The sequence below is a fragment of the Brevundimonas sp. genome, from assembly GCF_035998205.1.
Lineage (GTDB): Bacteria > Pseudomonadota > Alphaproteobacteria > Caulobacterales > Caulobacteraceae > Brevundimonas.
Genome location: NZ_DASYHT010000006.1, coordinates 896,811 through 917,015, shown reverse-complemented (window position 1 = coordinate 917,015; position 20,205 = coordinate 896,811). Strand labels below are relative to the sequence as shown.

General features: G+C 69.0%; 16 protein-coding genes. 5 read left to right on the top strand and 11 right to left on the bottom strand.

The window, feature by feature from the left end:
* From VGN74_RS14580 to rpsL, 4 genes are all read right to left on the bottom strand, one after another.
* The coding region (locus tag VGN74_RS14580) for a GTP-binding protein (protein ID WP_240007774.1) at positions 1-141 on the bottom strand (141 nt) is incomplete at its 3' end.
* A gap of 50 nt (positions 142-191) precedes the next feature.
* Positions 192-2,273, bottom strand: coding sequence for an elongation factor G (gene fusA, locus VGN74_RS14575; protein WP_327449459.1), 2,082 nt, complete (start codon positions 2,271-2,273; stop codon positions 192-194).
* 150 nt (positions 2,274-2,423) lie between these two features.
* On the bottom strand, positions 2,424-2,897 hold the full coding sequence (rpsG, locus tag VGN74_RS14570; RefSeq protein WP_298276635.1) for a 30S ribosomal protein S7: 474 nt from the start codon (positions 2,895-2,897) through the stop codon (positions 2,424-2,426).
* Positions 2,898-2,933: 36 nt separating this feature from the next.
* Positions 2,934-3,308 (bottom strand): 30S ribosomal protein S12, encoded by a 375-nt coding sequence (rpsL, locus tag VGN74_RS14565; protein ID WP_292263323.1) that lies wholly within the window; start codon positions 3,306-3,308, stop codon positions 2,934-2,936.
* A 403-nt stretch (positions 3,309-3,711) separates the two neighbouring features.
* On the opposite strand from rpsL, the gene VGN74_RS14560 reads away from it, so the two are divergent.
* Positions 3,712-4,461 (top strand): hypothetical protein, encoded by a 750-nt coding sequence (locus VGN74_RS14560; RefSeq protein WP_327449452.1) that lies wholly within the window; start codon positions 3,712-3,714, stop codon positions 4,459-4,461.
* 71 nt (positions 4,462-4,532) lie between these two features.
* Here VGN74_RS14560 and rpoC read toward each other — a convergent pair whose 3' ends face one another.
* From rpoC to VGN74_RS14540, 4 genes are all read right to left on the bottom strand, one after another.
* A complete protein-coding gene (gene rpoC / locus VGN74_RS14555) occupies positions 4,533-8,729 on the bottom strand; it encodes a DNA-directed RNA polymerase subunit beta' (protein ID WP_327449450.1) in 4,197 nt (1,398 codons plus the stop codon).
* Positions 8,730-8,855: 126 nt separating this feature from the next.
* Positions 8,856-12,971 carry a DNA-directed RNA polymerase subunit beta gene (gene rpoB / locus VGN74_RS14550; RefSeq protein ID WP_327449449.1) on the bottom strand — a complete coding sequence of 1,372 codons (4,116 nt, stop codon included), beginning with the start codon at positions 12,969-12,971 and terminating at the stop codon, positions 8,856-8,858.
* A 291-nt stretch (positions 12,972-13,262) separates the two neighbouring features.
* A complete protein-coding gene (locus VGN74_RS14545) occupies positions 13,263-13,676 on the bottom strand; it encodes a type II toxin-antitoxin system VapC family toxin (RefSeq protein ID WP_327449448.1) in 414 nt (137 codons plus the stop codon).
* Entirely contained in the window at positions 13,673-13,876 is a 204-nt protein-coding gene (locus VGN74_RS14540) for a FitA-like ribbon-helix-helix domain-containing protein (protein ID WP_327449447.1), read from the bottom strand. The genes VGN74_RS14545 and VGN74_RS14540 overlap by 4 nt, the downstream gene beginning before the upstream one ends.
* Positions 13,877-14,006: 130 nt before the next feature.
* Between VGN74_RS14540 and VGN74_RS14535 the strand changes: the two genes are divergently transcribed.
* From VGN74_RS14535 to VGN74_RS14520, 4 genes are all read left to right on the top strand, one after another.
* A complete protein-coding gene (locus VGN74_RS14535) occupies positions 14,007-14,372 on the top strand; it encodes a YciI family protein (RefSeq protein ID WP_327449446.1) in 366 nt (121 codons plus the stop codon).
* Between the two features lie 11 nt (positions 14,373-14,383).
* The gene (locus tag VGN74_RS14530; RefSeq protein WP_327449445.1) at positions 14,384-15,625 is read left to right on the top strand and encodes an RNA polymerase sigma factor; all 1,242 of its coding nucleotides are present in this window, start codon (positions 14,384-14,386) and stop codon (positions 15,623-15,625) included.
* Positions 15,626-15,634: 9 nt separating this feature from the next.
* On the top strand, positions 15,635-16,150 hold the full coding sequence (locus VGN74_RS14525) for an FKBP-type peptidyl-prolyl cis-trans isomerase (RefSeq protein WP_327449444.1): 516 nt from the start codon (positions 15,635-15,637) through the stop codon (positions 16,148-16,150).
* 77 nt (positions 16,151-16,227) lie between these two features.
* Complete coding sequence (locus tag VGN74_RS14520; protein WP_327449443.1) at positions 16,228-18,192, top strand: peptidase M61; 1,965 nt, start codon at positions 16,228-16,230, stop codon at positions 18,190-18,192.
* Positions 18,193-18,213: 21 nt separating this feature from the next.
* On the opposite strand, the gene VGN74_RS14515 is transcribed toward VGN74_RS14520, so the two are convergent.
* The 3 genes from VGN74_RS14515 to rplJ form a co-directional block, all read right to left on the bottom strand.
* The gene (locus VGN74_RS14515) at positions 18,214-18,891 is read right to left on the bottom strand and encodes a type 1 glutamine amidotransferase domain-containing protein (protein WP_327449442.1); all 678 of its coding nucleotides are present in this window, start codon (positions 18,889-18,891) and stop codon (positions 18,214-18,216) included.
* Between the two features lie 143 nt (positions 18,892-19,034).
* A complete protein-coding gene (gene rplL, locus VGN74_RS14510; protein WP_327449441.1) occupies positions 19,035-19,424 on the bottom strand; it encodes a 50S ribosomal protein L7/L12 in 390 nt (129 codons plus the stop codon).
* A gap of 57 nt (positions 19,425-19,481) precedes the next feature.
* Positions 19,482-19,997 (bottom strand): 50S ribosomal protein L10, encoded by a 516-nt coding sequence (gene rplJ / locus VGN74_RS14505; RefSeq protein ID WP_327449440.1) that lies wholly within the window; start codon positions 19,995-19,997, stop codon positions 19,482-19,484.
* Positions 19,998-20,205 lie beyond the last annotated feature (208 nt).

The window sequence follows — 20,205 nt, the reverse complement described above, 5'->3', positions numbered from 1 at the left end:
ATAGGCCATCGCCTTGGCGCCGCCCGCCTTCGCCAGCGTCATCGTGATCGCCGCCGTCAGCGTCGTCTTGCCGTGGTCAACGTGACCAATCGTGCCGATGTTGCAGTGCGGCTTCGTGCGTTCGAACTTTTCCTTGGCCATTCTCTTCTCTCCGTCCCCTGAACAGGGGCGTTCCTTAAAGTTTCAGGGGTTTAGGCGGAATACTTCTTGATCACTTCGTCGGCGACGTGTTGCGGCACCGGATCGTAGTGGTCGTACTGCATGGTGAACTGGGCCCGGCCCTGGGACATGCCGCGCAGGGTGTTCACATAGCCGAACATGTTGGCGAGCGGCACGAAGGCGTTCACCACCGTGGCGTTGCCGCGCATGTCCTGGCCCTGGATCATGCCGCGACGACCGTTGAGGTCGCCGATGACCGAACCCAGGTATTCTTCCGGCGTCACGACCTCGACGGCCATGATCGGCTCGAGCAGCTTCGGGCCGCCCTTTTCACGCAGTTCCTTGAAGGCCGCGCGCGAGGCGATTTCGAACGCCAGCACCGACGAGTCGACGTCGTGGAAGGCGCCGTCGATCAGGGTGGCCTTGAAGTCGATCAGCGGGAAGCCGGCCAGCAGGCCGTTTTCCTTGGCCGAGGTCAGACCCTTCTCGACGCCCGGGATGTACTCCTTCGGCACGGCGCCGCCGACGATGGCGCTCTCGAACACGAAGCCCGAGCCCGGCTCGCCCGGCTCGAACACCAGCTTGACGCGGGCGAACTGACCCGTACCGCCGGTCTGCTTCTTGTGGGTGTAGTCGATCTCGGTCTTGCGCGAGAGGCTCTCGCGATAGGCCACCTGCGGCGCGCCGATGTTGGCCTCGACCTTGTAGGTGCGCTTCAGGATGTCGATCTTGATGTCGAGGTGCAGCTCGCCCATGCCCTTCAGGATGGTCTGGCCCGACTCGTGGTCGGTCGAGACGGTGAACGACGGGTCTTCCGAGGCCAGCTTGGCCAGGGCCACGCCCAGCTTCTCCTGGTCAGCCTTCGACTTGGGCTCGACGGCGATCTCGATCACCGGGGCCGGGAACTCCATGCGCTCGAGGATGACCGGCGACTTCAGCGGGTCGCACAGGGTGTCGCCGGTGCGGGTTTCCTTCAGGCCGGCCAGGGCGACGATGTCGCCGGCGTAGGCTTCCTTGATGTCCTCGCGGTTGTTCGAGTGCATCAGCAGCATGCGGCCGACGCGCTCCTTCTTGTCGCGCGACGAGTTCAGCAGGCCCATGCCGGTTTCCATCTTGCCCGAGTAGATCCGGCAGAAGGTCAGCGAGCCGACGAACGGGTCGTCCATGATCTTGAAGGCGAGAACCGACAGGGGCTCGTCGTCCGAGGCCTTGCGAGTGACGGGCTCTTCCGTCTTGAAGTCGATGCCCGGGGTGGCCGGGATGTCGATCGGCGACGGCAGGTAGTCGACGACGGCGTCGAGCAGCGGTTGCACGCCCTTGTTCTTGAACGCCGAGCCGCACAGGATCGGGTAGAAGGCGCCGGTCAGCACCGCCTTGCGGAGGCACTTCTTCAGGGTCTCTTCCGACGGCTCGTTGCCCTCGAGATAGGCTTCCATGGCCTCGTCATCGAGCTCGACGGCGTTGTCGATCAGGTACTGGCGGGCGGCGTTGGCCTTCTCCACCAGATCGGCCGGGATCTCCTCGTCGTGGAAGGAGGCGCCGAGGCCGTCGTTGTCCCAGATGACCGCCTTCATGCGGACCAGGTCGACGAGACCCTTCAGGTCCGACTCCTGGCCGACCGGCAGCTGGATCGGCACGGCCTTGACGCCGAGGCGGTCACGGATCGACTCGACCGACTTGTCGAAGTCGGCGCCCAGCTTGTCCATCTTGTTGACGAAGATGATGCGCGGGACGTTGTACTTGTCGGCCTGACGCCAGACGGTCTCGGTCTGCGGCTCCACGCCGGCGTTGCCGTCCAGCACGGTCACGGCGCCGTCGAGCACGCGCAGCGAACGCTCCACCTCGATGGTGAAGTCCACGTGGCCGGGGGTGTCGATGATGTTCAGGCGCTTGCCGTTCCAGAACGCGGTCGTGGCGGCCGAGGTGATGGTGATCCCCCGCTCCTGCTCCTGCTCCATCCAGTCCATGGTCGCGGCGCCGTCGTGGACTTCGCCGATCTTGTGGGACTTGCCGGTGTAATAGAGGATCCGCTCGGTCGTCGTGGTCTTGCCCGCGTCGATGTGGGCCATGATCCCGAAGTTGCGGTAGTCTTCGATCTTGTGCGTGCGGGGCATGATACGGGCCTTGGGAGCGTGCCTGAAAGGAAGGTCCGGACGCCGCGGCGGCCGGTGGGAATTCGTCTGGAAAGTCGGATGCGACGGCGCGGGCGATTTAGCTCAAACCGCCCGCGCCGGATAGCCTTAGATGGGGACCGGGCCCCTCGCTTACCAGCGGTAGTGCGAGAAGGCGCGGTTGGCCTCGGCCATCTTGTGGGTGTCCTCGCGCTTCTTGACGGCGGTGCCGCGATTGTTCGCCGCATCCAGAAGCTCGGCGGCGAGCTTCTCGGTCATGGTGTTCTCGCCCCGGTTACGGGCGGCGTTGACCAGCCAGCGGATGGCCAGGGCGCGGCGGCGGTCCGGACGGACCTCGACCGGCACCTGGTAGGTGGCGCCGCCGACCCGGCGGGAGCGCACCTCGACCGAGGGGGCGACGTTCTCGAGCGCGGAATGGAAGGTCTCGACCGCGGTCTGGTCCTTCTTCTTCTCGGCCAGGATGTCGAAAGCGCCGTAGACGATGTTCTCGGCGACGGCCTTCTTACCTTCGTACATGACGTAGTTCATGAACTTGGTGACGACCAGGTCGCCGAACTTCGGATCCGGCAGGACTTCACGCTTCTGGGCGCGGTGACGACGGGACATGGATGTATCCTCTTGAAACTGGTTCGCGCGTGAAGCTTACTTCGGACGCTTGGCGCCGTAGTGCGAACGGCGCTGCTTGCGGTCCTTGACGCCCTGGGTGTCCAGCACGCCGCGCAGGATGTGGTAGCGAACGCCCGGAAGGTCCTTCACGCGGCCGCCGCGGATCAGGACCACCGAGTGCTCCTGCAGATTGTGGCCTTCACCGGGGATGTAGCACACCGCCTCATAGCCGTTCTTGGCGAGACGGACCTTGGCCACCTTACGAAGCGCCGAGTTCGGCTTCTTCGGGGTCGTGGTGTAGACCCGGGTGCAGACGCCGCGACGCTGCGGCGAACCCTCGAGCGCCGGCACCTTGTTGCGGGTCGGCTTGGGCTTGCGCGGCTTGCGCATCAGCTGGTTGATCGTGGGCATTCGAACGCGTCTCTTTCTTCGATCGAGGGAGGCGTGTGCCTTTCGGCCGGGGCGCCTCGTTGGCCTTCTTTTCGGACGGCGGGCCGTCCCGGGTGGATTTCGAGGCCGGAGGGACAAACGCAAAGGCCTGAACGCGCGCTTCGGGCGTTCAGCCCCCGCCTCGCGAGAGCGAGGCGGCCGGACAATGCCAATCGCCTGAACGCGCGCTTCGGGCGTTCAGGCGGGACACAGCCCGGCGTCGCTTGTCACCCCGGCAGGACGCGAACGCCCCGCTCGAAAGTGCGCGGTGTCTACGCGCGAAGGGCCCGCGGGTCAAGGGCGGGCGGGCGGCGGGCGGACGATGGGGAGACGGCCCGAAAGTCGCCGCCTTTTGCCGTTCGACTGGCGGCGATCGGGAGGGACGATGGCGGCAGGGGTCGGAGAGCAGGCGGCGCGCCGGCGCGCCGGGGCGCTGCTGGCGGCGTCCGTGCTGCTGCATCTGGCCGTGCTGGGGCCGCTGAGCCTGCGCTGGATCGTCGGTCCGCCGCCCGTCATCGTCCGGGAGCAGCCCGTCGTCCTGCTCGATATCGCGCCGCGGCCGCTGCTGCCCGACGAGCGGCCGCGCCCGCCGGCCGCCGCCGCGGTCCCCCTGCCCGACCCCGCCGCCGGCCGACCCGCGGCCAGCCGCCCCGAAGCGCCCCGGGTGCGCCTGCGCCCCGAGGAGGAAACCGACCGCGCCTTTCAGGCGCCCGAGGCGCCCGCCGGCGTCGCCGTGCCGCGCGACTGGAGCGTCCAGCCGGAAGCGACAGGCGATCGCATGGCCCGCGCCCTGCGCAACAGCGGCGTCGGCTGCCGCCTGCGCCGCGAGAGCCTCACCGCCGCCGAGCGCGAGGCCTGCGACGAGGCCTTCGGAACGGCCGCCGCCCGCGCCGCCCCGATCACCGGCAGCGGCGACGCCCGCCGCGACGCCCGCTTCGCCGCCGAGGGGGCCCGGGCGCTGGCGCAATACGAGGCGCGACGGCGCGGCCCCTCCGGCGGGGTGGGTGTCAGCGGGGCCTCGCCTGATTGCGTGGGCGGCAACCTGCGCAGCACCTGCGCCGGAGCCCACCTGCCTTCGCAGTACCAGCGCCCGGAGGAGAACTTCGTCCGCAGCGGCCGGTCCGCCCCGCAGTAGCGGACGGGGCATGAAAAAGGGCGGGACCGTTTCCGGCCCCGCCCCTGTTCAACTCAATACTCAGGAGGCGATCAGCCCTCCGAGTGCTCCAGTTCGGCCGCCAGGTCGGCGGGGAGCGGCTCGACCGCGGCTTCACGGGCCGAGGTCAGTTCCGCATCGCGCGTGTTGGCGATCTTCTGCAGGGCGCGGAGGTAGGCGCCGGTGCCGGCCGGGATCAGGCGGCCGACGATGACGTTCTCCTTGAGGCCTTCCAGCGTGTCGATCTTGCCGTTGACCGAGGCGTCGGTGAGGACGCGGGTAGTCTCCTGGAACGACGCCGCCGAGATGAAGCTGCGGGTCTGCAGCGACGCCTTGGTGATGCCGAGCAGGACCGGCTGCATCGTCGCCGGACGACCGCCGCGCTTCTCAACCTTGGCGTTCTCGAGCTCGGCCTCGGCCTTGTCGACGTGATCGCCCTTGATGAGGGTGGTCTCGCCGGAGTCGAGGATCTCGACCTTCTGCAGCATCTGGCGAACGATCACCTCGATGTGCTTGTCGTTGATCGGCACGCCCTGCAGTCGATAGACCTCCTGCACCTCGTTGACGAGGTACTCGGCCAGGGCCTCGACGCCCTGGATACGCAGCAGATCGTGCGGATCCGGGTTGCCGTCGATGATGTAGTCGCCCTTCTGGATCAGGTCGCCGTCGTGGACGGAGATGTGCTTGCCCTTGGGGATCAGGAACTCGACCGCCTCGCCCTGGACGCCGTCGGCGTTGACTTCCGGGGTGATCTTGATGCGGCGCTTGTTCTTGTAGTCGCGGCCGAATTCGACCCGGCCGTCCATCTCGGCGATGACGGCGCAGTCCTTCGGACGACGGGCCTCGAACAGCTCGGCCACCCGCGGCAGACCGCCGGTGATGTCGCGCGTCTTGGCCCCCTCGGTGGGCAGGCGGGCGAGCACGTCGCCGGGCTTCACCTCATCGCCGTTCGAGACCGACAGGATGGCGCCGACCGGCAGCAGGTAGCGGGCGTCCGCCCCCGAGGCCAGACGGGCGTAGCTGTCGCCGGCGATGACGCCGACGGCCGGACGCAGGTCCGAGCCGCGCGGGCTGGCGCGCCAGTCGGAAACGACGCGCTGGGCGATGCCGGTGGCCTCGTCCGTCTCTTCCTTGACCGACAGGCCGTCCACCAGGTCCTCGAAGCGGACCGGGCCGCCGACCTCGGTGAGGATCGGGGTGGTGTAGGGGTCCCACTCGGCCAGACGCTGGCCCTTCTTGACCTCGTCGCCGTCCTTGATGCGCAGGCGCGCGCCGTAGGGGGCCTTGTGGGTCTCGCGGTCCTTGCCGTCGACCGAGATGGTGACCACGACGTTGCGGCTCATGGCCACGAGGTCGCCGTGGGCGGCCAGAACGGTCGGGCCGGTGACCTTGGCCACGCCGCTGTTGGTCGCCTCGAAGAACGAGGTCTCGGCCACCTGGGCGGTGCCGCCGATGTGGAAGGTCCGCATCGTCAGCTGGGTGCCCGGCTCGCCGATCGACTGGGCGGCGATGACGCCCACGGCCTCGCCGATGTTGACGTTGGTGCCGCGCGCCAGGTCGCGGCCGTAGCACATGCCGCAGATGCCGGCCTCGGCCTCGCAGGTCAGGGCCGAACGGACCTTGACCGCCTGGACGCCGGCCGCCTCGAGCACCTCGATCTCCTCCTCCTGGAGATAGGTGTCGGCCGGGAACAGTACGTTGTCCGTGCCGGGCTCCTTGATCTCCTCGGCGCTGTAGCGGCCCAGCACGCGCTGGCCCAGCGACACGAGCACGTCGCCGCCCTCGACCACCGCCCGCAGGGTGATGCCGCGGGTCGAGCCGCAGTCTTCCTCGGTGACGATCGAGTCCTGCGCCACGTCCACCAGACGGCGGGTCAGGTAGCCCGAGTTGGCGGTCTTCAGCGCGGTATCGGCCAGGCCCTTGCGCGCGCCGTGGGTCGAGTTGAAGTACTCGAGAACGGTCAGGCCTTCCTTGAAGTTCGAGACGATCGGGGTCTCGATGATCTCGCCCGACGGCTTGGCCATGAGGCCGCGCATGCCGCCCAGCTGCTTCATCTGGGCCTGCGAGCCCCGGGCGCCGGAGTTGGCCATCATGAACACCGAGTTGATCTCGGGGGTCCGGCCTTCGCGCAGCACGCGCGGTTGGGCGATCTCGCCCATCATCGCGTCGGCGATCCGGTCGGTGGCCTTGGCCCAGGCGTCGACGACCTTGTTGTACTTCTCGCCCTTGGTGATGAGGCCGTCAGCGTACTGCTGCTCGTACTCCTCGACCTGGGTGCGGGTCTCCTCGACGATGTCCAGCTTCTTGGCCGGGATGACGATGTCGTCCTTGCCGAAGCTGATGCCCGCCTTGGCCGCCTCGCGGAAGCCCAGCGCCATCATCTGGTCGGCGAAGATGACCGTCGCCTTCTGACCGCAGTGCCGGTAGACCTGATCGATCAGGTTCCCGATCTCCTTCTTGGTCAGGTTCTTCTCGAGCAGGCGGTAGCCGATGTTCGGGTTCTTCGGCAGCAGGGCGCCCAGCTTCATCCGGCCCGGGGTGGTGTCGATGACCTTGGTCACCGCCTTGCCCTCGGCGTCGAGCTCGGTCCAGCGCGCCTTGATGCGCGTGTGCAGGGTCACGACACCGGCGTCGAGCGCCGCCTCGATCTCGCCCACGCCGGCGAACAGCTTGCCTTCACCCGGCTCGCCGTCCTTGACCAGCGACAGGTAGTACAGGCCCAGGACGATGTCCTGCGACGGCACGATGATCGGCTTGCCGTTGGCGGGCGACAGGATGTTGTTGGTCGACATCATCAGCACGCGCGCTTCCAGCTGGGCCTCGAGGCTCAGCGGGACGTGCACGGCCATCTGGTCGCCGTCGAAGTCGGCGTTGAAGGCGGCGCAGACCAGCGGGTGCAGCTGGATGGCCTTGCCCTCGATCAGCTTGGGCTCGAAGGCCTGGATGCCGAGGCGGTGCAGGGTCGGGGCGCGGTTCAGCAGCACCGGGTGCTCGCGGATGACCTCCTCGAGGATGTCCCAGACCTGCGGCTGCTCGCGCTCGACCATGCGCTTGGACTGCTTGACGGTGCCCGACAGGCCCTTGGCGTCCAGGCGCGCGTAGATGAACGGCTTGAACAGCTCGAGCGCCATCTTCTTGGGCAGGCCGCACTCGTGCAGCTTCAGCTCCGGACCGACGACGATGACCGAACGGCCCGAATAGTCGACGCGCTTGCCGAGCAGGTTCTGGCGGAAGCGGCCCTGCTTGCCCTTCAGCATGTCGGCCAGCGACTTCAGGGGCCGCTTGTTGGCGCCGGTGATGACCCGGCCGCGACGGCCGTTGTCGAACAGGGCGTCGACGGCTTCCTGCAGCATCCGCTTCTCGTTGCGGATGATGATGTCCGGCGCGCGCAGCTCGATCAGGCGCTTCAGGCGGTTGTTACGGTTGATGACCCGGCGATAGAGGTCGTTCAGGTCCGAGGTGGCGAAACGGCCGCCGTCCAGCGGCACCAGCGGGCGCAGTTCCGGCGGGATGACCGGCACGACCGTCAGGATCATCCACTCGGGCTTGTTGCCGCTCTCGAGGAAGGCCTCGATCAGCTTCAGGCGCTTGGACGCCTTCTTGGCCTTCATCTCCGACGGGTTGTCGGCCAGTTCGGCGCGGTGCTTCTCGGCCTCGGCGTGGAGGTCGATGGCCATCAGCAGGTTGCGCACGGCCTCGGCGCCGATCTCGGCGGTGAAGCCGTCGTCGCCGAACTCTTCCTGGTAGCGGTAGAAGTCGTCCTCGCTCAGCAGCTGGTTCTGCTTCAGCGGGGTCAGGCCCGGCTCGGTGACGATGTAGTTCTCGAAGTACAGGACGCGCTCGACGTCCTTCAGGGCCATGTCGAGCATCAGGGCGATACGCGACGGCAGCGACTTCAGGAACCAGATGTGAGCGACCGGCGAGGCCAGCTCGATGTGGCCCATGCGCTCGCGACGGACGCGGGCCAGGGTGACCTCGACGCCGCACTTCTCGCAGATGATGCCCTTGTACTTCATGCGCTTGTACTTGCCGCACAGGCACTCGTAGTCCTTCGTCGGACCGAAGATGCGGGCGCAGAACAGGCCATCACGCTCGGGCTTGAACGTGCGGTAGTTGATGGTCTCGGGCTTCTTGATCTCGCCGAACGACCAGCTGCGGATCTTCTCCGGCGAGGCCAGGGCGATACGGATCTGGTCGAAGGTCGGAGCGACCGGGACCGGATTGAAGATGTTCAGGACTTCCTGGTTCATCTTGTCAGTTCCTTCTGCGGCGCAGGGGCCGCGAAAAAAGTAGTGGCGAGTGGTTAGTGGCGAGAATTCGGCGGCAGCGAGTGACGGGGCTTGCTCGCCACTCGTCACTCGCCACTCGCCACTCAATCACCCGTTCTCCAGCTCCACGTTCAGGCCCAGCGACCGCATTTCCTTGACGAGCACGTTGAAGCTCTCGGGGATGCCGGCCTCGAAGCTGTCGTCGCCACGGACGATGGCCTCGTAGACCTTGGTCCGGCCGGCCACGTCGTCCGACTTCACCGTCAGCATCTCCTGCAGGGTGTAGGCGGCGCCGTAGGCCTCGAGCGCCCACACCTCCATTTCGCCGAAGCGCTGGCCGCCGAACTGCGCCTTGCCGCCCAGCGGCTGCTGGGTGACCAGCGAGTACGGGCCGATCGAGCGGGCGTGGATCTTGTCGTCCACGAGGTGGTGCAGCTTCAGCATGTAGATGTAGCCGACGGTGACCGGACGCTTGAACTGCTCGCCGGTCTGGCCGTCGATCAGGATCGACTGGCCAGAGCGGTGCAGCCCGGCTTCCTCGAGCAGGCGCTCGATGTCCGAGATGTGGGCGCCGTCGAACACCGGGGTGGCGAACGGCACGCCCTTGGACAGGTTGCGGGCCAGCTCGACCAGCTCGTCCTCGGTCTCCGGCAGCGGGGTCTCCGGGCCGTAGATCTGGGTCAGGCGCTCGACCAGGGCGGTCTTCTGCCCGCCGTTCTGCCAGGCTTCCAGCAGATCGGAGATCTGGCGGCCGAGGCCGGCGGCGGCCCAGCCGAGGTGGGTCTCGAAGATCTGGCCGATGTTCATCCGCGAGGGCACGCCCAGCGGGTTGAGCACCAGATCGACCGGAGTGCCGTCCTCAAGGTGCGGCATGTCCTCGATCGGCAGGATCTTGGAGATGACGCCCTTGTTGCCGTGACGGCCGGCCATCTTGTCGCCCGGCTGCAGCTTGCGCTTCACCGCGACGAAGACCTTGACCATCTTCATCACGCCCGGGGGCAGTTCGTCGCCGCGCTGCAGCTTCTCGACCTTGTCCTCGAAGCGACGGTCCAGCGCCTTGCGGGCGTCCTCGAACGACCGCTTCATGGCCTCGAGCTCGCCCATCGCCTTCTCGTCGTCGAGGGCGATCTGCCACCACAGGCCGCGCGACAGGTCGGCCAGCTTCTCTTCGGTGATCTCGCCGCGGCCGAGGCCCTTCGGACCCGACACGGCGGTCTTGCCGACCAGCAGCGGACGCAGACGGCTGTAGACGTTGCGCTCGAGGATCTTGAGCTCGTCGTCACGGTCCTTGCCGAGACGCTCGATCTCGGCGCGCTCGATGGCCAGGGCCCTCTCGTCCTTGTCGACGCCGTGACGGTTGAACACGCGCACGTCGACGATGGTGCCGGCCACGCCCGGCGGCAGACGCAGCGAGGTGTCGCGGACGTCCGAAGCCTTCTCGCCGAAGATGGCGCGCAGCAGCTTCTCTTCCGGCGTCATCGGGCTTTCGCCCTTCGGCGTCACCTTGCCGACGAGGATGTCGCCCGGCTGGACCTCGGCGCCGATGGCCACGATGCCCGCCTCGTCGAGGTTGCGCAGGGCTTCCTCGCCGACGTTGGGGATGTCGCGGGTGATCTCTTCCGGCCCCAGCTTGGTGTCGCGGGCCATGACCTCGAACTCCTCGATGTGGATCGAGGTGAAGACGTCGTCGCGCACGATGCGCTCGGAGATCAGGATCGAGTCTTCGAAGTTGTAGCCGTTCCAGGGCATGAAGGCGACGAGGGCGTTACGGCCCAGCGCCAGTTCGCCCAGCTCGGTCGAGGGGCCGTCGGCGATGACGTCGCCGGCCTTGACCTCATCGCCCACGCGCACGATCGGGCGCTGGTTGATGCAGGTCGACTGGTTCGAGCGCTGGAACTTCGACAGGCGGTAGATGTCCACGCCCGAGCGGCCGGCCTCGAGGTCGCCGGTGGCGCGCACGACGATGCGGGTGCCGTCGATCTGCTCGATCACGCCGTCGCGGCGGGCCACGACCACGGCGCCGGAGTCGCGGGCGACGACGGCTTCCATGCCGGTGCCGACCAGCGGCGCGTCCGCCTCGACCAGCGGCACGGCCTGACGCTGCATGTTGGCGCCCATCAGCGCGCGGTTGGCGTCGTCGTTCTCAAGGAAGGGGATCAGGGCCGCAGCCACCGACACCACCTGCTTGGGCGACACGTCCATCATGTCGACGTCGGCGCGCGGGATCAGGGTCGACTCGCCGTTGATCCGGCCAGGGACCAGGTCCTCGACGATCTCGCCGGCCTTCAGCTCGATGTTGGCCTGGGCGATGACGTGCTTCGCCTCTTCCATGGCCGAGATGTAGACCACCTCGTCCGTGGCCTTGCCGTCCTTCACCCGGCGGTACGGGCTCTCGATGAAGCCGTACTTGTTCACCCGGGCGTGGGTGGCCAGCGAGTTGATCAGGCCGATGTTCGGGCCTTCCGGCGTCTCGATCGGGCAGATCCGGCCGTAGTGGGTCGGGTGGACGTCGCGCACCTCGAAGCCGGCGCGCTCGCGGGTCAGACCGCCCGGGCCGAGGGCCGACAGACGCCGCTTGTGGGTGATTTCCGACAGCGGGTTGGTCTGGTCCATGAACTGCGACAGCTGCGAGCTGCCGAAGAACTCGCGCACCGCGGCCGCCGCAGGCTTGGCGTTGATCAGGTCGTGCGGCATGACCGTGTCGATATCGACCGAGCTCATGCGCTCCTTGATCGCCCGCTCCATGCGCAGCAGGCCGACGCGGTACTGGTTCTCGAGCAGTTCGCCGACCGAGCGGACGCGACGGTTGCCGAGGTTGTCGATGTCGTCGATCTCGCCGCGGCCGTCCTTCAGGCCGACGAGGATCTGCAGCACCTTGAGCACGTCGTCCTTGCGGAGCACGCGCACCTCATCGCCCACCTCGGGGGTCTCGAGGCGCATGTTCATCTTGACCCGGCCCACGGCCGACAGGTCGTAGCGCTCGGAATCGAAGAACAGGCTGTTGAACATGCTGTCCGCCGCTTCCGGCGTCGGCGGCTCGCCCGGACGCATCACGCGGTAGACGTCGAACAGGGCGTCCTCGCGGCCGGTGTTCTTGTCGACCCGCAGCGTGTTGCGCATGTAGGCCCCGACGGTGACGTGGTCGATGTCGAGCACGTCTATGGTCGAGAAGCCGTTTTCCTCCAGCACGTTGATCGTGGCCTGGTCGAGCTCGTCGCCGGCCTCGGCGTAGATCTCGCCGGTCTGCATGTTGACCGCGTCGGCGGCGAGGTACTTGCCCAGCAGGGCGTCGGCGGCGAGCGACAGCGAGGTGACCGTCTCGCCCAGCTTCTTGGCGGCGCGGGCGCTGATCTTCTGGCCGGCCGGAGCGATGACCTCGCCGGTGTCGGCGTCGACCAGATCGAACTCCGGCTTCACCCCGCGCCAGCGCTCGGCCTTGTACGGCGTGACCCAGGTGTCGCCACGCTTCTCGTAGGGGACGGTCTCGTAGAAGGTCCGCAGGATCTCCTCGCCGTCCATGCCCAGGGCATAGAGGAAGGTCGTCGCCGGCAGCTTCCGGCGGCGGTCGATACGGACGTAGACGATGTCCTTGGCGTCGAACTCGAAGTCCAGCCACGAGCCGCGGTACGGGATCACCCGGGCGGCGAACAGCAGCTTGCCCGAGGCGTGGGTCTTGCCCTTGTCGTGATCGAAGAAGACGCCCGGCGAGCGGTGCATCTGCGAGACGATCACCCGCTCGGTGCCGTTGACGATGAAGGTGCCCTTGTCCGTCATGAGCGGGATGTCGCCCATGTAGACGTCCTGCTCCTTGATGTCCTTGACCGACCGGGCCCCCGTTTCCTCGTCGGCCTCGAACACGATCAGGCGCAGCTTGACCTTCAGCGGCGCCGCATAGGTCATGTCGCGCTGAATGCACTCGTCGACGTCGTACTTCGGCTCCTCGAACTCGTAGGAGACGTACTCGAGCACGGCGCGCTCGTTGAAGTCCTTGATCGGGAAGACCGACTTGAAGACCGCCTCGATGCCCTCGTCGATGCGCTGGCCGGGCCGGCCCTCACGCTGCAGGAACTGCTCGTAGGAGGCGCGCTGCACCTCGATGAGGTTCGGCATGCGCACCGCCTCGGGGATACGCCCGAACGACTTGCGAATGCGCTTCTTGCCCGTGAACGACGTGGCGAGATCGATCTGACCGGCGAGGGCGAGATCGTCGAGGGTCTTGGCCATTCTGTCTTCCCAATGCGCGGGGTGGGGGAGCCCCGCGTCCAATGCAGCAGCGACCGCGCCCCGTCCTCCCGGACGACTCGCGGCTTCGTTTCTCGGCGTCCACCCTCGACCCGCAGCCGGGCCAGGACACCTGGAATTGTCGGCTCCCTTGGGGAGGAGCGCGCCTTCGCACCGGTCGGAGGGCGACAAACCGGGCCTCGGCGCTTTCGCGCGGACTCTGTCAGAGTATGCGGAGCCGTCCCCTATACTCGCTTTCGTGGCGAAATAAAGCCCTCGGGCCGGAAACCGGGCTCAGTCCAGACGCCGCAGCACCCGGGCGTGAACGCCGTGCGCCTCGACCGCCTCGGCGAAGGCGACATCGGCGGTGGCCAGCTTGCGCCCCTCGGCCAGGGCCATGGCCAGGTAGAGGCAGGCGTGGGCGCTCTGGCGCAGCTCCAGCGCCAGCGCCTGGGCCGCCTCGACATAGGGTTCGCCGGGCCGCACCAGCAGGCCGGCGACGCTGCGGATCAACCGCAGCCCGGCCTGGGCCTGGGCGTTGCTCATCCGCCCCTGCTCGGCGCGGACGGCGAGGACGTCGGCGCATTCCACCAGCAACAGGTCCGGTGCGAAGAGAGCCTTCTCGCCGATGAGGGCGAGGGCGCGCTCGCGCCCCGGCTCGGGCAGCACCCACTTCAGCACCACCGAGGAATCCACCACGAGGCTCACCGGGCGCCGGCCTCCGGCTCGGGCGGCAGGGCGGCGACGAAGGCGTCAAATCGGGCGATGATGGCCGCAAAGTCCTGGCTGACGCTCTCGGTCAGCGCCCGGCGCGCCTCCTCCTCCACAGACGTGCGATGCCGGGCCGCACGCGCTTCCAGACGGGCGAGCACCGCCTCATCGACATCGGAAAGGACAAGCTGGGCCATGGCGGGAGCCTACGCCATCCGGAGGATTCGCAGAAAGTTTGTGCGGGCTGTCGTTTCGCGGGCCTCTCGCACGTCTTCGGGATATCGCTAAGGTTCGGATGGTCCGGCCGGCGACCCATGGAGACTGACCATGCAGTACGTCCTTCTGATCCACGAGCCCGAGGCTGAGTCCTATCCGGATGGCGAGAGCGGCCAGGCCTGGCGCGACATCCTCCAGGCTCACATGGCCTTCGGCCAAGAGCTGGGTCAGGCCGGTGTCTTTGTCGGCGGGGCCGGGCTGAGGCGCAGCGACACGGCGACCACCGTGCGCGTCGGCCCGCACGGCCGGACCGTGCATGACGGCCCCTTCGCGGAGACGCGCGAACAGCTGGGCGGCCTCTACATGATCGATGTGCCGGACCTCGACGCCGCCATCGCCTGGGCCAGGAAGCTGCCGATCGCGAAGACCGGCTCGATCGAAATCCGCCCGCTCCTGCCGCCGCCCCCGCAGGGCTGAGCGAAGCCCGGGTGAGCTGCCTCCTCGAACAGACCTTCCGGGAGCACGGCGGCCGGATCATCGCCGCCCTTGCCGCCGCCTTCCGCGATCTCGACCTCGCCGAGGAGGCATTCGCCGAGGCCTGCGTCCGGGCGCAAGGCGCCTGGACGCAGGCGCCCCCGCGCGACCCGGCGGCCTGGCTCTATACAGTGGCCAGGCGGACCGCGCTCGATAGCCTGCGACGGCGCACGACGGCGCAGACGCACCGGCCGGACGAACCGCTGCCCGCGCCCACGCCGGAGGACCTCATGATGGCCGCCGAGGCGCCGATCCCCGATGAACGCCTGCGCCTGATCTTTATCTGCTGTCATCCGGCCGTCGCTCCGGAGGCGCGCGCCGCCCTGACCCTGCGCACGGTGTGCGGGATGGCGCCGGCCGAGATCGCCCGCGCCTTCCTCATCCCGGAACCGACCCTGGCCCAGCGGCTGGTGCGGGCGCGGCGCAAGATCGCCGACGCCGGGGTGCCGTTCGAGGTCCCGGCGCGCGAGGCCTGGCCCGAGCGCATGGATGCGGTGCTGTCGACGCTCGAGATCGCCTACGCCCAGGCTCACGCCGATGCGGCGCTGGCGGGACCGCACGCGGCGTTCGCCCGGGAGATGCTGCGTCTGGCCGCCCTGCTGGCGGAACTGGCGCCCGACGACGCCGAGGTCCAGGCCCTGGCGGCGACGATCCATCTGGCCGAGGCGCGTCGGCCCGCCCGTCTCGACGCCGACGGGGCGCTCCGTCCCCTGACCGAGCAGGATGTGCGCGACTGGAACGGACAGCTCCTCGACGCCGGCGAGAGCTTCCTCGGCCGGTCGGCGGCCCTCGCGCAGCAGCAGCGGCGTCCGCCAGGTGCGCGCGCTCTCCAGGCGGCAATCCACGCCGCCCACGCCGACCGCCGGCGCACGGGGGTCACGCCTTGGAGCGGCATTCTCGGTCTCTACGACCAGCTCCTGACCCACCGTGCGGACACCGTGATCCAGGTCAACCGGGCCGTGGCCCTGGCTGAGGTCGAGGGCCCCGCCGCAGCCCTGATGGCGCTCGACGGCGCTGCGGCGCCGGACTGGCTGCCGTGGCAGGCGGCGCGGGCGGACCTGCTGGCGCGGCTGGGTCGTCGCGTGGAGGCGGTCGCCGCCTGTGACTCTGCGCTGGCGCTTGAGCCCGCCCCGGCGGAGCGCCGCTTCCTCGAAGCGCGGCGGTCCCGGCTTGTGGGCGGCGGCGACGCTGGCTAGCGTTCCCGCATGACCCGCGCCGCCCCTGCCCTTGCCGCCCTTCTGGCCGCCGCCGCCCTCGCCGCCTGCGCCCCGCCGCCGCCGCCCGTGGCGGCTGCGCCGCCCGCGGGCCTGCAGACCGACTGGGAGGCCGCCCAGGGCGCGCACCTGGCATGGAATGGCGAACGGCGCGGCTGGACCACCACGGCCAGCGGCCTGCAGTACCGCCGCGTCGGCCCGGCCCGCCCGGCCGGCGTCCAGCCGGCGGCGCGGGACACGGTGGTCGTGCACTATCGCGGGACCTTCATCGACGGGCGCGAGTTCGACAGTTCCTACAGCCGCGGCGAACCCGCCAGCTTCCCGCTCAACCGCGTCATTCGCGGCTGGACCGAGGGCGTCGGCCTGATGCGCACCGGCGAGACCTTCGAGTTCCTGATCCCGGCCGACCTCGCCTACGGGTCGCGCGGCGCCGGCGGCGGGGAGATCCCGCCCAACTCGGCCCTGCGCTTCACGGTCGAGCTGCTCGAGGTGCGACCGGCGACCTGAGACGGGTTGACGCTGCCGGGCGGGCGCCCTGATCTGCGCCCGCCGCGCGTCGCGGCGAGTCCGTACCGGGGTCCCCCATGAAACTGTTCCTGTCGGCCGGCGTGGCCGCCCTCGTCCTCGCCGCGGCCGCCCCCGCGCTCACCCAGACCCCGGTGGTGACCGCCCCTCGCGAGGCCGCCCTCGCCCTGCCCCGCGCCCAGCCGGCTATCCCGGCCCCGACCCGCGCCGCCTATCCCGGGGTGATCCGCTACCAGGCCGACGTCACCGACCGCGACCGCCGTATCATCAGCGTGCGCCAGACCGTCCCGGTCGCCGCGCCGGGGCCGATGACCCTGCTCTATCCGGCCTACCTGCCGGGCAACCACGCCGACACCGGTCCGATCCAGCTGCTCGCCGGCCTGACCGTCACCGCGCCGGACGGCCGTCGGCTGGAATGGGTCCGCGACACCCTGGAACCCTACGCCTTCCACCTCGACGTGCCCGCGGACGTGGCCGAGGTCGAGGTCGCCTTCCAGTGGCTAACCCAGCCCGACGGCGGCCCGTGGCGCGTGGTCCAGACCCCCGGCATGGTCAACATGCAGTGGGAGAAGGCCATCCTCTATCCGGCCGGCTATGCCGCCACGGGCATCATGGTCGAGCCCTCGATCCGCCTGCCGGAAGGCTGGGGGTTCGGGGTCGCGCTCGACGAGGTTGCGCGCGACGGCGAGGTCGTGCGCTTCGCCCCCGTCAGCCTCTACACCCTCGTGGACAGCCCGATGTTCGCCGGCGAGCACTACCGCCGTTTTGCGCTGGACGCCGACGGCCCCTCCCCGGTGCACCTCAGCCTGGTCGCCGACGAGGCCGGCCAGCTGGAGGCCGCGCCCGGACTGATCGATCGCTACCGGGCCATGGTCGTTCAGGCGGACCGGCTGTTCGGCGCCCGGCCCTTCGATCGCTACGAGTTCCTCGTGGGCGCCACCAGCCGGCTGGGCGGCATCGGGCTGGAGCACCACCGCTCGTCCGAGAACACCGTCGCCCCCGACTTCTTCCGGCGCGGAACCGGAGGCCTGGGCTCGCGCCAGCTGCTGCCGCACGAATACGTCCACTCGTGGAACGGCAAGTACATGCGGCCCGCCGACGAGCTGACGGCGAACTACAACGTGCCGACCCAGAACACCCTGATGTTCGTCTATGAGGGGCTGACTTCCTACTGGGGCGAGGTGCTGGCCGCGCGCGCCGGCCTTGCCACCACCGAGGAGACGCTGGCGAGCTTCGCCGGGCACGCCGCCTTCTACCAGACCCAGCCGGGCCGCCAGTGGCGGGCCCTGCACGACACCCAGAACCACAACCTGCTGGGCTACCGGGTCCCGGGCCAGTGGCCGTCGTGGATGCGGACCACCACGGACTACTACGATGAGGCCCTGCTGGTCTGGCTCGACGCGGACACCCTGATCCGCGAGGGCACCGGCGGCCGGCGTTCGCTCGACGACTTCGCGCGCGCCTTCTTCGGCCGACTGGATGGCGAGGCGCAGGCGCGCGGCTACACCTTCGAGGAGCTGGTCGAGGCGCTGAACGCGGTGCATCCGCACGACTGGGCCGGCTTCCTGCGCGGCCGGCTGGACGCCGTGGGCCCCGATGCGCGCGCGCCGCTCGGCGGCATCGAGCGCGGCGGCTACCGGCTGACCTGGGTCGAGGAGCCCAGCGCCGTGGAGAAGGCCGTCAGCCCCGGCTGGGCCAATGACTTCCGCTACTCGCTGGGCTTCACCCTCGCGGGCAACGGCCGCATCGGCGGCGTGGTCTGGGGCTCGCCGGCGTTCGAGCAAGGCCTCGGCGTCGGCTGGGACCTGATCGCCGTCAACGATCGCGCCCCCTCGGCCGAGGCGCTGCGCGCCGCCATCACCGCGGCGAAGTCCGGCGGCCCGCTGACGCTGGTGGTGCGCAACGGCGACCGGGTCCGCACCCTCAACTTCGACTGGCGCGAGGGCCTGCGCCACCCGCGGCTGGAGCGGGTCGCCGGGACGCCCGACCGGATCGGCGACATCCTCGCGGCGCGGGGGCGGTAAACGCCCCCGCGAGCTCGCGGCCTATTTCAGCAGGTCGAGAAGAGCCTCGGCGGCGGCTTCGGAGGAGGCCGGGTTCTGGCCGGTCACCAGCCCGCCGTCGCTGACCGCATAGGGGGCCCAGTCGTCCCCCCGGCTGTAGAGACCGCCATTGGCCTTGAGCATGTCCTCGACCAGGAACGGCACGACGTCGGTCAGGCCGACCGCCGCCTCCTCGCTGTTGGTGAAGCCCGCCACCTTGCGGCCTTTCACCAGGAACTCGCCATCCGGCCCCTTGACGTGGCGCAGCACGCCCGGGGCGTGGCAGACGGCCCCGACCGGCTTGCCGGCCCGGGCGAAGGCCTCGATCAGGGCGATGGAGTTGCGGTCCTCGGCGAGGTCCCACAGGGGGCCGTGCCCGCCCGGGTAGAAGACGGCGTCAAAGTCCGCCGCATCGATCTGCGAGAGCGGCGTCGTGGCGGCCAGCGCCGCCTGCGCCGCCGGGTCAGCCCGGAAGCGCTCGGTCGCCGCGGTCCATGCGTCGGGCTCGTCGCTCTTGGGATCGAGCGGGGGCTGCCCGCCCTTCGGCGAGGCCAGGGTGACCTCGGCGCCGGCGTCCTGCAGCGCATAGAAGGGCGCCGCGAACTCCTCCAGCCAGAAGCCGGTCTTCTGGCCCGTGTCGCCAAGGCGGTCGTGCGAGGTCAGAACCATGAGGATTTTCATCGGGGAGTCCTTTCAGATGCGGCGCGGGAGATGGGGACGCCCCGCGGCCTGCGCCAACCCCCAATGCAGAACGGGCCCGGTGGTTTCCCACCGGGCCCGTCCCGAACCGTAATCCGCCGTCGGCGGACGCGGCGATCCGGATCTTACTTGATCTGGACCTTGGCGCCGGCTTCCTCGAGCTTCTTCTTGATCTCTTCGGCTTGCTGCTTGGAGACGTTCTCGACGACGTTCTGCGGCGCGCCTTCGACCAGGTCCTTGGCTTCCTTCAGGCCCAGGTCGGTGCGGACGCCACGGACTTCCTTGATGACGTTGATCTTCTTGTCGCCGCCGTCGACCAGGACGACGGTGAACTCGGTTTGCTCTTCAGCGGCTTCCGCCGGAGCGGCGCCAGCGCCACCGCCAGCCGGCATGGCCATGGCCACCGGAGCGGCGGCCGAGACGCCCCACTTTTCTTCCAGAAGCTTGGCCAGTTCGGCGGCTTCGAGGACGGTCAGCGAGGACAGGTCTTCAACGATCTTGGACAGGTCAGCCATAGTTCAGTTTCCTTCGGGAAAATCGGGATTGAGGTCTTGAATGGAGATGGAGGTGGCTCAGGCCGCGTCCTTGGCGGCGTAGGCGCCGACAACGCGAGCCAGTTGGCCGGCCGGGGCCTGGATGACGCCGGCGACCTTGGTGGCCGGGGCGTTCAGCAGACCGATCAGGCTGGCGCGGATCTGGTCCAGCGACGGGAGCTTGGACAGCGCGTCCACGCCCTTGGCGTCGAGAACCTTCTCGCCCATGAAGCCGCCCTGGATCACGAACTTGTCGTTCCCCTTGGCGAATTCGGCCGTCACCTTGGCGGCGGTCACCGGATCCGGCGCGAAAGCGATGCCGACCGGGCCCTTGAACAGCGAGTGATAGTCGCTGCCCTCGGGAGCCTGCAGGGCCTTCAGGGCCAGGCGGTTCTTGACCACCTTGTACGCGGCGCCTTCCTTGCGGAGGCGGCCACGCAGATCTTCCATCTCCGCAACGGTCAGACCCAGGTTGTGGGTCACGACCACGGCGCCGGCGTCGGCGAAGACGCCCTTCAGCGTCTCGATCGACTCGGCCTTTTGTGCGCGGTCCATTGCGGTCTCCGTATACGCGTTCACCGCCGGGACAGGCCCCGACGGCGTGTGGCCGCGCGCGCCCCGGGGGACGTTCGCGACCGGTCGTCAATGTCCGAAGGAAGGTTGAACCCGTGCGCTCGCCCCGCGATACGCGGGCCGACCGGCCGGAGATCATCGCATCCCCATCTCCCCCCAGGGTGGAACGGCCGTTCCACGCTTACGGTCC